The 13328-nt window shown below is 55.6% G+C and carries 15 protein-coding genes and 1 other RNA gene; 7 read left to right on the top strand and 9 right to left on the bottom strand.

Annotation, left to right across the window (positions count from 1 at the left end; all coding sequences use genetic code 11):
- Window positions 1-40: 40 nt before the first annotated feature.
- The 7 genes from AC54XV_RS22130 to smpB form a co-directional block, all read right to left on the bottom strand.
- On the bottom strand, window positions 41-490 hold the full coding sequence (locus AC54XV_RS22130) for a DUF1493 family protein (RefSeq protein ID WP_003400117.1): 450 nt from the start codon (window positions 488-490) through the stop codon (window positions 41-43).
- 231 nt (window positions 491-721) lie between these two features.
- Entirely contained in the window at window positions 722-1183 is a 462-nt protein-coding gene (locus AC54XV_RS22125) for a hypothetical protein (RefSeq protein ID WP_003400119.1), read from the bottom strand.
- Window positions 1161-1550 carry a polymorphic toxin type 44 domain-containing protein gene (locus AC54XV_RS22120; protein ID WP_003400121.1) on the bottom strand — a complete coding sequence of 130 codons (390 nt, stop codon included), beginning with the start codon at window positions 1548-1550 and terminating at the stop codon, window positions 1161-1163. The genes AC54XV_RS22125 and AC54XV_RS22120 overlap by 23 nt, the downstream gene beginning before the upstream one ends.
- Window positions 1551-1579: 29 nt before the next feature.
- Entirely contained in the window at window positions 1580-2080 is a 501-nt protein-coding gene (locus tag AC54XV_RS22115) for an Hcp family type VI secretion system effector (protein WP_003313651.1), read from the bottom strand.
- A 262-nt stretch (window positions 2081-2342) separates the two neighbouring features.
- Window positions 2343-2734, bottom strand: a transfer-messenger RNA (tmRNA) gene (gene ssrA, locus AC54XV_RS22110).
- Window positions 2735-2840: 106 nt separating this feature from the next.
- Window positions 2841-3125 (bottom strand): PA2433 domain-containing protein, encoded by a 285-nt coding sequence (locus AC54XV_RS22105; RefSeq protein WP_024641934.1) that lies wholly within the window; start codon window positions 3123-3125, stop codon window positions 2841-2843.
- 308 nt (window positions 3126-3433) lie between these two features.
- Window positions 3434-3916, bottom strand: coding sequence for an SsrA-binding protein SmpB (gene smpB, locus AC54XV_RS22100; RefSeq protein ID WP_003313649.1), 483 nt, complete (start codon window positions 3914-3916; stop codon window positions 3434-3436).
- A gap of 113 nt (window positions 3917-4029) precedes the next feature.
- Here smpB and AC54XV_RS22095 point away from each other — a divergent pair, with 113 nt between their 5' ends.
- The 3 genes from AC54XV_RS22095 to AC54XV_RS22085 are packed head-to-tail and all read left to right on the top strand — an operon-like array spanning window position 4030 to window position 6182.
- Entirely contained in the window at window positions 4030-5433 is a 1404-nt protein-coding gene (locus AC54XV_RS22095; RefSeq protein WP_024639748.1) for a sodium-dependent transporter, read from the top strand.
- Between the two features lie 7 nt (window positions 5434-5440).
- Window positions 5441-5875 carry a type II toxin-antitoxin system RatA family toxin gene (locus AC54XV_RS22090; RefSeq protein ID WP_003400153.1) on the top strand — a complete coding sequence of 145 codons (435 nt, stop codon included), beginning with the start codon at window positions 5441-5443 and terminating at the stop codon, window positions 5873-5875.
- Window positions 5868-6182, top strand: coding sequence for an RnfH family protein (locus tag AC54XV_RS22085; protein WP_103377900.1), 315 nt, complete (start codon window positions 5868-5870; stop codon window positions 6180-6182). The genes AC54XV_RS22090 and AC54XV_RS22085 overlap by 8 nt, the downstream gene beginning before the upstream one ends.
- Window positions 6183-6246: 64 nt before the next feature.
- On the opposite strand, the gene AC54XV_RS22080 is transcribed toward AC54XV_RS22085, so the two are convergent.
- Complete coding sequence (locus tag AC54XV_RS22080) at window positions 6247-6768, bottom strand: outer membrane protein assembly factor BamE (RefSeq protein WP_003400155.1); 522 nt, start codon at window positions 6766-6768, stop codon at window positions 6247-6249.
- Window positions 6769-6866: 98 nt separating this feature from the next.
- Between AC54XV_RS22080 and fur the strand changes: the two genes are divergently transcribed.
- Window positions 6867-7274 carry a ferric iron uptake transcriptional regulator gene (fur, locus tag AC54XV_RS22075; protein ID WP_003400156.1) on the top strand — a complete coding sequence of 136 codons (408 nt, stop codon included), beginning with the start codon at window positions 6867-6869 and terminating at the stop codon, window positions 7272-7274.
- Between the two features lie 44 nt (window positions 7275-7318).
- Here fur and recN read toward each other — a convergent pair whose 3' ends face one another.
- On the bottom strand, window positions 7319-8992 hold the full coding sequence (gene recN, locus AC54XV_RS22070; protein WP_003418848.1) for a DNA repair protein RecN: 1674 nt from the start codon (window positions 8990-8992) through the stop codon (window positions 7319-7321).
- Window positions 8993-9262: 270 nt separating this feature from the next.
- On the opposite strand from recN, the gene grpE reads away from it, so the two are divergent.
- The 3 genes from grpE to dnaJ all read left to right on the top strand — a co-directional run bounded on the left by grpE (window position 9263) and on the right by dnaJ (window position 13324).
- Window positions 9263-9826 carry a nucleotide exchange factor GrpE gene (grpE, locus tag AC54XV_RS22065; protein WP_003313642.1) on the top strand — a complete coding sequence of 188 codons (564 nt, stop codon included), beginning with the start codon at window positions 9263-9265 and terminating at the stop codon, window positions 9824-9826.
- Between the two features lie 111 nt (window positions 9827-9937).
- Window positions 9938-11854, top strand: a complete 1917-nt coding sequence (dnaK, locus tag AC54XV_RS22060; protein ID WP_003400158.1) for a molecular chaperone DnaK — start codon at window positions 9938-9940, stop codon at window positions 11852-11854.
- 327 nt (window positions 11855-12181) lie between these two features.
- Window positions 12182-13324 carry a molecular chaperone DnaJ gene (gene dnaJ, locus AC54XV_RS22055; RefSeq protein ID WP_058399403.1) on the top strand — a complete coding sequence of 381 codons (1143 nt, stop codon included), beginning with the start codon at window positions 12182-12184 and terminating at the stop codon, window positions 13322-13324.
- Window positions 13325-13328 lie beyond the last annotated feature (4 nt).

The raw sequence follows: 13328 nt of genomic DNA, 5'->3' as shown, positions 1-13328 counted from the left end.
TTCACGCGAATACCTGCTCAGGCATGCTTTAAGATAAGCACTACCTTGTCCTTATGCTAAACCCATTGATAGGAATTTCCTCGGTTTTGTTATAAATTGGCAAAGTGCTAAAGCTTTTTTGCTCAAGAGCTTCGCAGTTCCATGCCTTAGTTTGGGCTGCGTTATACAACATGCCTAACGTCATTACTGTCTTTGCGCGCCGATCTTTGGATCTGAAGAACACAAAAATATCGGTTCCTTCGGGCTTGAAATAACGATAGTGGTCGTAGTCACCGGGGGTAACACCAAAGTGTTCGAAAAAATCTTCCATAAAGTCACTGGCGTCGTCACCGTCAAGCCCTAGATCCCAACTGACTCTAGTGGCGAGGCTGAGCGTTTCAAACGCTTTTTTGCCAAATCCAACATAAAAGTAGATTCTCTCGATGAGATAATTAAGTATGTCATGGTTCAGATCGTTTTTATCCATCTTAAAAAACCTGATCTTGTTCATCTACGATAGAATAGAATTGTAGGTGTTCACGGTTATTTATTTTATCTTACCGAATTTTATTTGTTGTAGGATCATGCGATGACTAGTGCTGCCTGTACAGGGTGGTCCCTAGGCGCTGGTGTATCTCAAAACTTAACAATCAAAGTCGCTCCGCCCAGTCTAGAAGGTTTAACTGCTTAGGCCGGGCACAAATTATCAGTACAGCCAGCTCTAAAGGTAAAGTCTTATTTCTCAGTCCTTTGGCGTAGGATCTTCTTGAGTTAGCGTAATCCTGTAACTTCTAAGGTTGTCGCCTTCAGTGACATACTCCTTGCTAAAGTAACGGTAGACAGCACCCTTTACCGTAATTCCTACGCCATTGGGTGTATCATGGATGGCGACGTTTTCTAAAGAGCTATCCGTGATCAGAAATTCGCTTTCCTTATTAAGTTTATGCAGTACTTCTGAATCGTCGCCTTCAAGCGGTTTACTGATGAAAAAACGTAGTGTGTCCATGTCAGTGGCCATGGCGCCATAGCGTGTAATATACAGCCAATCACCCTGAGGAAGCGCCCGCTTCAACACTACTTCATCCGCGTCACTACCGAAATCAAAAAGGTCGCCAAGAAATGCCTTCGCTATTAAAAAGACTACAAGTATCCAAAACGAATTCTTGTAAGTAAATCTAAAGTTAGTATCCTTTGGATTTTGCATACAAGATCCCCATTTTTATCCATTTCTGGTCTTTGGGGTCATCCCCGTATGGAGGCAGCCAGAACCAATGGCCCCACTTATGTTTTCGTGTTTTGGCTTCTCCTTGGGCGAACCCAGCGGCTCTCAGTAGAAGCTGCTCAGTTAATTGGCCGGCTGTCCCCACAGCGCCGTAATGAAAATTGCCGAAGTCCTCCCACTCAGGATGTTTCTGCTTGTAGTCCCACGGGCCCTTGTTACGGACTTTGTAGTAAAACCAACTCATTAAAGCACCCGTGCTAGGATCTTTTTTCCACTGATCGTTCGCGAGCTTCATGTGGACATCTACATTGACTCCGGGAGGAATGAATGCTGGTATTTCGTAATTCATCGCCTGTCCCTGCGAAATCTAATGGGTGGTTATGAAAATATCTTGTTGCTGATAGCATCCCAGCCGCCAGCAATTTGTCCAGCGCTTTGCCCTGTTTTCCGACTTTGCTTGGAGTAAATAAGTTGAATTCTTCCATAGTTCAGAGCGATAAGTTCGCTTGGAAAGCTGTTGTCCTGGTCGCCATTGCCCGTTAATGAAAAAGAACTGATAATAACCTCTTCAAGTTTTATCTCCAGGTATTTGACTTTTGGGTCGCCTGCACGGAAAAGATGCACAGATACCTGCTTGAAGTGCTTACCACTGCAGCAAGCCTCATGAAGCTTTGGGGTGGCATTATCAACAGCCTTACGAACGAGCATGTCGCTCATGTAAGCCCTGCCCGAGGTTGCGCCGCCGGCTGACGTGGAGGTAGCTGAGGCCGTCTGACTAGCCGAAAGGTCGAAGTCTTGCAGCTCGATCCAGTTTTCGTAGCCTTCTGAGAGTGTCTCGCCGGGAACTCCTTCGATCTGCAGATATGCTTCCAATGACATATTCAATTCCTTTTAATGCGATCCTGAGCTTTTGATAATACACGGAAGCATTTTTGATGTGAATCGCTCGGTCGGTTGGGGCAGGGCGCGCATTGTGCAGAGAGGCTGGACAAAAATTGTCAGTAGAAAGCCGCGCCCGCCGCCAGCCTTTGGGGGCATTGGAGACGGTCATAAAGCTGGAATTACTGAGCCAATACGGCCCAACAAGGCACAAAAAAAGCACTTGCGATAAACGCTAAGTGCTTGATTTGTAACGCTTGTTTGGTGGAGCCGGGGGGATTTGAACCCCCGTCCGCCAGTACTCCGCTGTCGGTACTACATGCTTAGCCGTGTCTATTAAGTTAACCCTCAGCGACCCGACGGGCAGGGTGCTTTGGGCGAGTTGTGTAAGTTTTAGTCGCTTCGTCCACAACGTACTAGGCGACGATCCTGTTCTATATGACAATCATTTCGGGTTTACAGGCATCCCCTGATGATTGCTGGAGCCGAAGCTACCAGAAGGAAGGCTAGCACCGCTTACGCGGCGAGAGCGTATTCCCCGTAGGTTTCGTCATTGGCAACTATAGAAAGTTGCAACAGTGGATTTACGAGTTCTGTTACCAACTCGGCATGCACCTAAAGTTTCATCACCGGCGTCGAATCCAAATCGGCCCCGAGACTGCTTTCGCAATCGCTGGGGCGCAGTGTACGCCAATTGGCGTGGCACGTCGACCCGTCTACTGCAATCGTTCAGGCCAGCCTGGCTGGCCTGCTCGAAGCTTTACTTGGCGCCTTCGCTGCCCGAACCGGTGTTGTTCAATGACGTGATAGCTTTCTGAGTGATCTCAATGCATTTTTTCTCGTCTTTTTGAGCTTGGGCCGCCTTAGCGTTCTTCACCGTGGTTTCGAGCATGTCCGTGTTTCCGGTGCTCAGGTTTGTGTTGGTAGAGTCCACAGAGTTTTCAAGAGTCTTGATATTGGCAGAGCACAAATCATCGGCGGCAAAAACCGGCGAAGCCAACAGGGCGGCGCTGAGGAACAATCCAGTGAGGGCGGTACGCTTCATGTGTTTCTCCTTAATAACCTGTGGACTCGGTATGTCCGGTGTTTGAGGCCGTCGCCCGAGGGGTTTGAAAGCCCGTTTAACAGCTGGGCCTAAAGGATTGACTGTGGCGTAACGCAGGCGTTCTATTTTATTTTCGCAATACTGCGAAATAGCCACATTGCGCATTCAAGCACCAAAATGAGGCGATCTTCGCTTGGAGGTATCGAACGGCTTGACGCGGGGAGTGGCGCGGGGTATGCGGGTAGAGGGGTAGATATGAAGTGCCAAATGTCCGGGGCTGGACATTTGGCACACGCCAGCGCCAGGAACTAGTCTTCCTTGCCTTTGGAGCGCACGGCACGCTGCAGCTCACGGTCCGAATCGCGTTCGCGTTCGGTGTGACGCTTGTCGTATTCCTTCTTGCCTTTACCCAGCGCAATTTCGCACTTGACCAGGTGCTCCTTCCAGTAGACGGAAAGGGCGACGCAGGCATAGCCTTTCTGCTGAACCGAGCTGGTGAGCTTTTCGAGCTCGCGCTTGTTCAGCAGCAGTTTGCGGGTGCGTGTCGGGTCAGCGATGACGTGTGTGCTGGCAGTCTTGAGAGGCGTGATGTGGCAACCCATCAGCCAGGCCTCGCCATCCTTGAGCAGCACATAACTGTCGACCAGCTGTACCTTGGTGGCACGCAGGCTTTTTACTTCCCAGCCAGACAGGACCAGACCGGCCTCGAACTTGTGTTCGATGAAGTAATCGTGACGCGCTTTCTTATTCTGCGCGATGGTCCCTGTAGGGTGTTTCTTGAGCTTAGCCATAGGGGGCGCATTATAGGCAGTTGCATCAATGTCGGCTACGGGAAAGCGCGTGCTTGAGCACAAAGGTTGAATCCCGGACAATGCGCGATCTTTTTTGGCTGGGCGTTTCGATAATGTCGACGGACAAGGTTTCGGTCCACGGTAGCTGGGCAAGCCGCTGGGTGTTCATCCTGGCTGCCACCGGCTCTGCTGTGGGGCTGGGCAGTATCTGGAAATTTCCGTACATGGTCGGTGCCTACGGCGGCGGTGCATTTGTACTGGTTTTTCTGGCGTGCATCGCGCTGATCGGTATTCCGGTCATGATCGCCGAGACGCTGATTGGTCGTCGTTCCCGGCTCAGTCCTGCGAATGCGCTCAAGACGCTGGCGCAGGAAGCGGGGCATTCGCCGCGCTGGTCCTGGGGTGCGTTTGCCGGGATGATCACGGCGCTGCTGATTCTCTCCTTTTATAGTGTGGTGGGCGGTTGGTCGCTGGATTACATCATCGACATGGGGCGCGGCGACTTTCAGGGTGTGTCGCCGGATCAGGTCGGTGCGTATTTCGGTGCGGTGATTGCCGACCCATGGCGTCTGATTCTGTGGCACACCATTTTCATGCTGCTGTCGGCGGTGGTGATCGGCAAGGGTGTCGAGGCCGGGCTGGAGAAAAGCCTGCGTATCATGATGCCGATGCTGTTCCTGCTGATGCTGGCGCTGTTGGGCTACAGCCTGACCACCGGGCATTTCATGGAAGGCGTGCATTTCATGTTCGACTTCAATCCCGAGAAGGTGCTGGATGGCTTGCTGCCCGCGATGGGGCATGCGTTCTTTTCCCTGAGCGTCGGTGTGGGCTCGATCATGGTCTACGGCGCGTACATGACCAAAGGCGCGTCGATCAGCAGCACGGTCGTCGGCATCGCGTTGCTCGATACCTTCGTTTCGCTGTTGGCCGGCCTTGCGCTGTTCCCCATCGTGTTCGCAGCAGGCCTGAACCCCAGCGAGGGGCCGGGCCTGATGTTCGTCACGTTGCCGTATGCATTCGGCAACGTCGCGTTCGGCCAGTTGATGGGCATCGTGTTCTTCGTATTGGTGGCCGTTGCAGCCTGGAGTTCGGCAATTTCGTTACTTGAGCCGATGGTCGCCTATCTGGTCGAGCGCACCCGTATTCGTCGCGCCTGGGTGACGTTCTGGCTGGCCTTTACCTGCTGGTTTGTCGGGCTGGGCACGGTGTTCTCGTTCAATATCTGGCAAAAAGCCAAGTTTTTCGTGAACGATGGAGGCGCATTCCACCTCTATCAATGGGGCGCATCGACTGGCCTGGACTTCTTCGGAGTCATTGATTTCTTCACTTCGCGGATCATGTTGCCGCTGGGTGGGTTGTGTTTTGTAGTATTCGCTGGTTGGGTGATGAGCCGTGAGACGGTGCGCGACGAATTGTCGATTCGCAGTCCGCTGCTCTTCAACCTGACGTACTTTTTGATGCGCTACGTGGCGCCGCTCGGCATTCTTGTGGTGTTTGCCGCTCAGCTCTGGAAATGACGCTCACATGACTACGCATATACAACGCTCTGCTTTACTGCCGTACCCGGCCGGGTTCCTTTATGACCTGGTCAATGATGTGGCTCGTTATCCCGAGTTTCTGCCGTGGTGTTCGTCCGCTACCGTGGTTGAAGCCAGTGAGGCGCAGATGCGCGCCAGCCTGGAGATCGCCAAGGGGGGGCTGAGCCAGAAGTTCATGACGCGCAACACGCTGGTTCCCGGCGAGTCGATCGTGATGGACCTGGTCGAAGGTCCGTTCGAACAGTTCCACGGTGTCTGGACATTCAAGCCGCTGGGCGAGAAAGCCTGCAAGATCAGTCTGGATCTGTCCTTCGATTATGCCGGCACCATCGTTCGCGCCACGCTGGGGCCGCTGTTCAATCAGGCAGCCAACACGCTGGTGGATGCGTTCTGCCAGCGAGCGAAAGAGCTGCATGGCTGACGCATCGATTCAGATAGAGGTGGTCTACGCCTCTGTACAGCGCCAGGTATTGAAGACGGTCGATATCCCGGCCGGCTCTTCAGTGCGTCAGGCGCTGGCACTCAGCGGCATGGACAAGGAGTTTCCCGAACTGGATCTGAGCCAGTGCGCCGTGGGTATTTTCGGCAAGGTGGTGACTGATCCTGCTGCGCGGGTGCTGGAGGCGGGGGAGCGGATAGAGATTTATCGTCCGCTGGTGGCCGACCCCATGGAGATCAGGCGTCTGCGTGCCGCCAGGGCGCGTGAGAAAAGAGGGCTTCCCGGCTGAACGCAGGCTGAATGGAAAGCACAAAAAAGCCCGGCATGCCGGGCTTTTTGTTGGACGCTTTGGACTACCGGGAGTTGGTGTCCAGCGGTTCCTGAGTCGGGACCGGTACGGTCTCGACGCTGTCCACGTCTTTCTGGATTTTATCCAGCAACGAACCTGGCTTGGCCGGCTCTTCAGGCTGCTGCACTGGCTGGTTCTCTGCCGGGACAGTGGTGTTGCTGTCCTTGCCGAGAATGGCTTCATCGCGGCTGACGCCGGGCATGAAGTCACCAGACAGGCTCACGAGCTGGTCATTGCCGTTGAATATAAGGCTGACACGCTCCTGCTGGCGTTCACCGCCACCTGGCTGCAGGCTGTACAGGTAATCCCACCGATCGGAGTGGAAAGTGTCGGTCAGCAGGGGGTTGCCCATGATAAACCGTACTTGCCGCCGGGTCATTCCGGGGCGTAACTGGTCTATCATGTCCTGCGTGACGACATTACCCTGCTGGATGTCGATTTTGTAAACCCCGGGGAATGAACAACCGGCGAGTGCGAGCAGTCCCACGAAGGTGAAACTGGTTAGCAAGAGCTTGGTGTTTTGCATCGGTGGGCGACTTCCACTATCTTGGCTGGGACAACGTAAACTCCGATCATACCTGCATTAAGAGAAGCTGCGAAGCAGCGTCTGCGAGAAAGCTGACCATGGTTGAAAATAGCGAACTACGTAAAGTAGGACTCAAGGTAACCCTACCGCGGGTCAAAATACTGCAAATGCTCGATTCTGCAGAGCAACGCCACATGAGTGCCGAGGATGTCTACAAGGCTCTCATGGAGGCTAGCGAGGACGTCGGTCTGGCCACGGTTTACCGTGTTCTGACTCAGTTCGAGTCCGCTGGGCTGGTGGTGCGCCACAATTTCGACGGCGGTCATGCTGTGTTCGAGCTGGCTGATGGCGGCCACCACGACCACATGGTCAATGTGGAATCGGGTGAGGTGATCGAATTCTTCGACGAAGAAATCGAGAAGCTTCAAAAAGCCATTGTCGAGAGACACGGCTTTGACCTGGTGGACCACAATCTGGTGCTTTACGTCCGCAACAAGAAGGCGTAATCAGCAACAGGGGCGACCGCGGTCGCCTTTGTGCGTTCTATCGCTCAGCTTTTCGCCGTAACGACCATCTTTTTGGCGTGCGCCAGAGATTCCTTGGTCAGATCGATGCCGCCCAGCATTCGGGCGACTTCCTCTATACGTTCAGTCTTGCTGAGCCTGGACACCGCTGTGCGCGTTGCGTCGTTGTCGCGCACCTTGTGCACGAACAGGTGCTGATGGCCCTGCGCCGCGACCTGCGGCAGGTGAGTGACGGTCATGACCTGACCGCGCTCGCCCAGGCGACGCAGCAGCTGCCCTACGATCTCGGCGGTCGGTCCGCCAATCCCCACATCCACTTCATCGAATACCAGCGTCGGTACCCGCGAGGTTTGCGCAGTGATGACCTGAATCGCCAGGCTGATGCGCGACAGTTCACCCCCCGACGCGACTTTTGCCAGCGCTTTCAGTGGTTGGCCGGGGTTGGCGCTGACCAGTAGCTCCACCTGCTCCAGGCCGTGAGGCGAGGGTTCTACGCTGGCGTTGGCTTTGAGGTCGATCTGGAAACGGCCGCCGGGCATGCCCAGACGATGAATTTCCTGTTCCACAGCGCTGGCCAGTTTCGTCGCCGAATTGTGGCGCAGGTCGCTCAGCTCACGGGCTTTATCCTGATAGTGCCGGGCGAATGCCTGCACTTCATGCTCCAGGCGTTCGATGGATTCGTCGTTGGCATTCAGCGTTTCTATTTCATCCAGCAGCTTTTGTTGCAGTGTCGCCACTTCGCCTGGCTGGATGCGGTGCTTGCGCGCCAGTGTGTAAATGGCATCGAGACGTTCTTCAAGCTGTTGCAGGCGGGCAGGGTCGGCATCGAAGTGATCCAAAAAGCGATTCAGCTCGCCTACCGCTTCTTCTACCTGTATCTGCGCGCTGGACAGCAGCCCTGTGGCCTCGCTCAGGGCGGACGGGGAATGGTCGACGCTGCCAAGACGATGCAGGCTGGCGGTCAGGGCATTGAGCACGTTGCCGGAATCGCTTTCGCTGCACTGCTCGACCACTTGTCGGCAAATGCTCAGCAGGCTTTCGGCGTTGGTCAGGTCCTTGTGTTCCTGTTCGAGCTGTTCAAGCTCGTTTTCGCCCAGGCTCAGGCTTTCCAGCTCTTCGAGCTGATAGCTCAGTAACTGATGCCGTGCGCGTTGCTCGTCACCCGAATTGGAAAGACGCTCGAGCTCCTGCCGCGTCTGCCGCCAGCGCTGCGCGGCGAGATGGACCTGACGGGCCAGATCGGTTGCACCCGCGTATTCGTCGAGCAGGCGCCGATGGGTATCGGTCTTGAGCAGCGACTGGTGCTCATGCTGGCTGTGAATATCGATGAGCAGTTCGCCCAGCGCCTTCAGGTCGCCCTGAGGGCAGGGTGAGCCATTGATATAGGAGCGTGACCGACCTTCGGCAGTGATGACCCGGCGCAGGATGCAGGGGCCGTCGTTGTCCAGGTCGCGCTCTTTGAGCCAGGTCTGTGCCTCGGGAATGTCGCCCAGGTCGAACGTGGCCAGGATGTCGGCCTTGTCGGCGCCGGGCCTGACCACGCCGCTGTCGGCACGGTCGCCCAGGGTCAGGCCCAGGGCGTCGAGCATGATCGACTTGCCAGCGCCGGTTTCGCCGGTGATGACGCTCATGCCTCGATCCAGTTCAAGATCAAGGTGTTCGACAATGGCGTAGTTGTGTACGGAAAGGTGCACCAGCATTGAGCGGCTCCCGGGCTGTTTGTCTGGTTATTTATACAGTGTTTTATTTGTGGCTGACAATGCCCTTGCTTAGCTCGATTTCATCGGTCTGCAGTGGTTTTTAGTCTCTCTTGAGTCGTTTCGCCATTTTTTGTCGGGCTGGAATCCGGATTATTTGTCAGGGAATGCGTATCTCGATCGCACGAAACCCTTGAAGCCGGAAAATCCGATCCCATATAGGTGGGCAGAAGCGCGAATCGGGATCGCGGACGTTTTTAGAGGAGAACATGTATGGCTGACGAACAGAATCTGGATGCGCAGGCTCAGGATCAGGCTGCCGAGGCGGGCGCGGGTGACGAACTGACAACCCGCGTGCAGGTGCTCGAAGAGCAACTGGCTGCTGCGCAGGACCAATCCCTTCGCGTGGCTGCGGATCTGCAGAATGTCCGCCGCCGTGCCGAACAGGATGTTGAAAAGGCGCACAAGTTTGCGCTGGAGAAATTTGCCGGTGATCTGTTGCCGATCATCGACAGTCTGGAGCGAGGCCTTGATCTGTCCAGTCCGGACGATGAAAGCATTCGCCCGATGCGTGAAGGCATCGAGCTGACCTTGAAGATGTTCCAGGACACCCTCAAGCGTTATCAGCTGGAAGCCATCGATCCGCACGGTCAACCGTTCAGTGCCGACCAGCACCAGGCGATGGCCATGCAGGAAAGTGCCGACGTTGAGCCCAACACGGTGCTCAAGGTATTTCAGAAGGGTTATCAGCTTAATGGTCGCCTGTTGCGCCCGGCCATGGTCGTGGTCAGCAAGGCACCATCGCCTGCAACGCCGTCAATCAACGAGCAGGCTTGAAATCAGCTGTAAGGCCCCCATTTAAAGGTCAAGCGTTTAAGAGCTACCGCACGGTGTAAACGCACTGGCGGCAACCAAATCCAAGTTTTGCAAGTTTCGGGAGAGTCAAAGATGGGCAGAATTATCGGTATCGACCTGGGGACTACCAACTCCTGCGTCTCCATTCTGGAAAACGGTAACGTCAAGGTTATCGAGAACGCCGAAGGTACACGTACTACACCTTCGATCATTGCTTACGCAAATGATGGCGAGATTCTGGTCGGCCAGTCCGCGAAGCGTCAGGCGGTCACCAACCCGCACAACACGCTGTACGCGGTTAAGCGTCTGATCGGTCGCAAGTTCGAAGAGGATGTCGTTCAGAAAGACATCCAGATGGTCCCTTACAAGATCGTCAAGGCTGACAACGGTGATGCCTGGGTTGAAGTGAATGGCCAGAAAATGGCGCCTCCTCAGATTTCCGCTGAAATCCTGAAGAAAATGAAAAAGACTGCCGAAGACTATCTCGGTGAAGCGGTTACCGAAGCGGTCATCACCGTTCCGGCCTACTTCAACGACAGTCAGCGTCAGGCTACCAAGGACGCTGGCCGTATTGCCGGTCTGGACGTCAAGCGCATCATCAACGAACCTACCGCAGCCGCGCTGGCTTACGGGATGGACAAGGCCAAGGGCGACCACACTGTCATCGTGTATGACCTGGGTGGCGGTACCTTCGACGTCTCGGTCATCGAGATCGCTGAAGTCGATGGCGAGCACCAGTTCGAAGTGTTGGCCACCAACGGCGACACGTTCCTGGGTGGTGAAGACTTCGACATTCGTCTGATCGACTACTTCGTCGACGAATTCAAGAAAGAAAGCGGCATGAACCTCAAGGGTGATCCGCTGGCCATGCAGCGTCTGAAAGAAGCTGCCGAAAAAGCCAAGATCGAGCTGTCTTCCAGCACCCAGACCGAAGTCAACCTGCCGTACATCACTGCAGACGCAACCGGTCCGAAGCACCTGGTAGTGAAGATTTCCCGTTCCAAGCTGGAATCGCTGGTTGAAGACCTGGTTCAGCGCACCATCGCTCCTTGCGAAATGGCGCTGAAAGATGCTGGCATCGACAGGAGCAAGATCAACGATGTGATTCTGGTCGGTGGTCAGACGCGTATGCCGCTGGTTCAGAAGCTGGTGACCGAGTTCTTCGGCAAAGAAGCACGTAAAGACGTCAACCCTGACGAAGCCGTTGCCATGGGTGCTGCCATTCAGGGCGCAGTCCTGGCCGGTGATGTCAAAGACGTTCTTCTGCTGGACGTCAGCCCGCTGACCCTGGGTATCGAAACCATGGGCGGCGTGATGACTGCGCTGATCGAGAAAAACACCACGATTCCTACCAAGAAATCCCAGGTGTTCTCGACTGCCGATGACAACCAGAACGCGGTAACCATTCACGTCCTGCAGGGTGAGCGTAAGCAAGCCGCTCAGAACAAGTCTCTGGGCAAGTTCGACCTGGCCGAGATTCCACCTGCTCCACGTGGCGTGCCACAGATCGAAGTGACCTTCGACATCGACGCAAACGGTATTCTGCACGTTGGCGCGAAAGACAAGGCCACCGGCAAGCAGCAGTCCATCGTGATCAAGGCCAACTCCGGTCTGTCCGAGGAAGAAATTCAGCAGATGGTTCGCGATGCTGAAGTCAACTCCGAAGAAGATCGCAAGTTCGAAGAGCTGGCCTCTGCCCGTAACCAGGGTGATGCGCTGGTCCACTCGACTCGCAAGATGATCGCTGACGCGGGTGACAAGGTCACTGCTGAAGAGAAGACTGCGGTAGAAGCTGCGCTGGTTGCTCTGGAAGCCGCTATCAAGGGCGACGACAAGGCTGCCATTGAAGCCAAGGTCGAAGAGCTGTCGAAGGTTTCCGCGCCAATCGCTCAGAAGATGTATGCCGAGCAGGCTGAAAACCCGGACGCTGCGGCCAAGCCAGCTGAAGAAACTGCCAAGGCTGACGATGTTGTCGACGCCGAGTTTGAAGAAGTAAAAGACCACAAGTAAGCGCAGGCTCACTTGAACGCCGGTTGACCTCTTTCGAGCGCTGACTGGTAGGATGTCGCCGCGCGGGAGCTTGCTCCCGCGTTGGCGTGTCTGGAACAGGCAAAAATTTCGGCGTGTGGAGTTGCTCCGCACGCCACGTGGCAAGATCGCGACGCTCCTGCGTGGCGAATCATTCTGCCGCTTTCTCGGCCGGATGCATCTGGCTGCTGAACGAAGACCAGGATCGTTGAATCGACGTGAGTTGGGTCCGGGCCTGTATGGGGCTCAACGAGTTTGGTGCGGCTCAGGAGAGCCTTCGCCGAACGTCCTCAAGAGTGCGGAAGAATTATGGCAAAGCGTGATTATTACGAAGTGTTGGGAGTGGAGCGAGGCTCCAGCGAGGCGGACCTGAAGAAGGCTTATCGCCGTCTGGCGATGAAGCATCACCCTGACCGCAACCCTGATGACAAAGCATCGGAAGAGCTGTTCAAAGAGGCCAACGAAGCCTACGAAGTGCTTTCCGACGCCAGCAAACGCGCGGCCTACGATCAGTATGGCCATGCCGGTGTCGACCCGAGCATGGGTGGCGGCGGTGGTTTTGGTGGCGGTGCCGGTGGCGCCAACTTCTCCGATATCTTCGGCGATGTGTTCAGCGACTTCTTTGGCGGCGGCCGTGCCGGTGGCGGCGGTGGTCGTGGCGGCGCTCAGCGTGGCAGCGACCTGCGCTATACGCTGGAGCTGAATCTGGAAGAGGCGGTTCGCGGTGCTAACGTGAATATCCGCGTTCCGACGCTGGTCAACTGCAAGCCGTGCGACGGCAGCGGCGCCAAGAAAGGTTCTTCGCCGGTCACATGCCCTACGTGCGGCGGCATTGGTCAGGTGCGCATGCAGCAGGGGTTCTTCTCTGTGCAGCAAACCTGTCCGCGCTGCCACGGCCACGGCAAGATCATCTCTGACCCGTGCGATTCCTGCCATGGCGAAGGCCGCGTCGAAGAGTCCAAGACGCTTTCCGTCAAAGTGCCGCCAGGTGTTGATACTGGTGACCGCATTCGTCTGTCTGGCGAAGGCGAGGCGGGTACCCAGGGTGGCCCGACCGGCGACCTGTATGTCGTGATCAATGTGCGCGAGCACGCGATCTTCCAGCGTGACGGCAAGCACCTGTTCTGCGAAGTGCCTATCAGCTTTACCGATGCAGCGCTGGGCGGCGAGCTTGAGGTGCCGACGCTCGACGGTCGCGTCAAACTGAAGATCCCCGAAGGTACCCAGACCGGCAAGCAGTTCCGCTTGCGTGGCAAGGGCGTCGCTCCGGTGCGTGGTGGTGGTGCCGGTGACTTGATGTGCCGTGTTGCCGTCGAAACCCCGGTTAACCTGAGCAAGCGTCAGCGCGAGCTGCTTGAAGAGTTCCGCACCTCGCTTGAAAACGACGAGTCCCACTCTCCGAAAGCCAGTGGCTGGTTTGAGGGTGTGAAGCGTTTCTTCGGCGATCTGTAAGGCT

The sequence above is a fragment of the Pseudomonas fragariae (ex Marin et al. 2024) genome (genome assembly GCF_059621105.1).
The sequence above is the reverse complement of the archived record's forward strand: the minus strand, read 5'-3'. Positions and strand labels throughout refer to the sequence as shown.

Coding starts and splice junctions, on each gene's coding strand:
- AC54XV_RS22130 (WP_003400117.1), bottom strand. CDS start 490: ATGAACAAGATCAGGTTTTTTAAGATGGATAAAAACGATCTGAACCAT.
- AC54XV_RS22125 (WP_003400119.1), bottom strand. CDS start 1,183: ATGCAAAATCCAAAGGATACTAACTTTAGATTTACTTACAAGAATTCG.
- AC54XV_RS22120 (WP_003400121.1), bottom strand. CDS start 1,550: ATGAATTACGAAATACCAGCATTCATTCCTCCCGGAGTCAATGTAGAT.
- AC54XV_RS22115 (WP_003313651.1), bottom strand. CDS start 2,080: ATGTCATTGGAAGCATATCTGCAGATCGAAGGAGTTCCCGGCGAGACA.
- AC54XV_RS22105 (WP_024641934.1), bottom strand. CDS start 3,125: ATGAAGCGTACCGCCCTCACTGGATTGTTCCTCAGCGCCGCCCTGTTG.
- smpB (WP_003313649.1), bottom strand. CDS start 3,916: ATGGCTAAGCTCAAGAAACACCCTACAGGGACCATCGCGCAGAATAAG.
- AC54XV_RS22095 (WP_024639748.1), top strand. CDS start 4,030: ATGTCGACGGACAAGGTTTCGGTCCACGGTAGCTGGGCAAGCCGCTGG.
- AC54XV_RS22090 (WP_003400153.1), top strand. CDS start 5,441: ATGACTACGCATATACAACGCTCTGCTTTACTGCCGTACCCGGCCGGG.
- AC54XV_RS22085 (WP_103377900.1), top strand. CDS start 5,868: ATGGCTGACGCATCGATTCAGATAGAGGTGGTCTACGCCTCTGTACAG.
- AC54XV_RS22080 (WP_003400155.1), bottom strand. CDS start 6,768: ATGCAAAACACCAAGCTCTTGCTAACCAGTTTCACCTTCGTGGGACTG.
- fur (WP_003400156.1), top strand. CDS start 6,867: ATGGTTGAAAATAGCGAACTACGTAAAGTAGGACTCAAGGTAACCCTA.
- recN (WP_003418848.1), bottom strand. CDS start 8,992: ATGCTGGTGCACCTTTCCGTACACAACTACGCCATTGTCGAACACCTT.
- grpE (WP_003313642.1), top strand. CDS start 9,263: ATGGCTGACGAACAGAATCTGGATGCGCAGGCTCAGGATCAGGCTGCC.
- dnaK (WP_003400158.1), top strand. CDS start 9,938: ATGGGCAGAATTATCGGTATCGACCTGGGGACTACCAACTCCTGCGTC.
- dnaJ (WP_058399403.1), top strand. CDS start 12,182: ATGGCAAAGCGTGATTATTACGAAGTGTTGGGAGTGGAGCGAGGCTCC.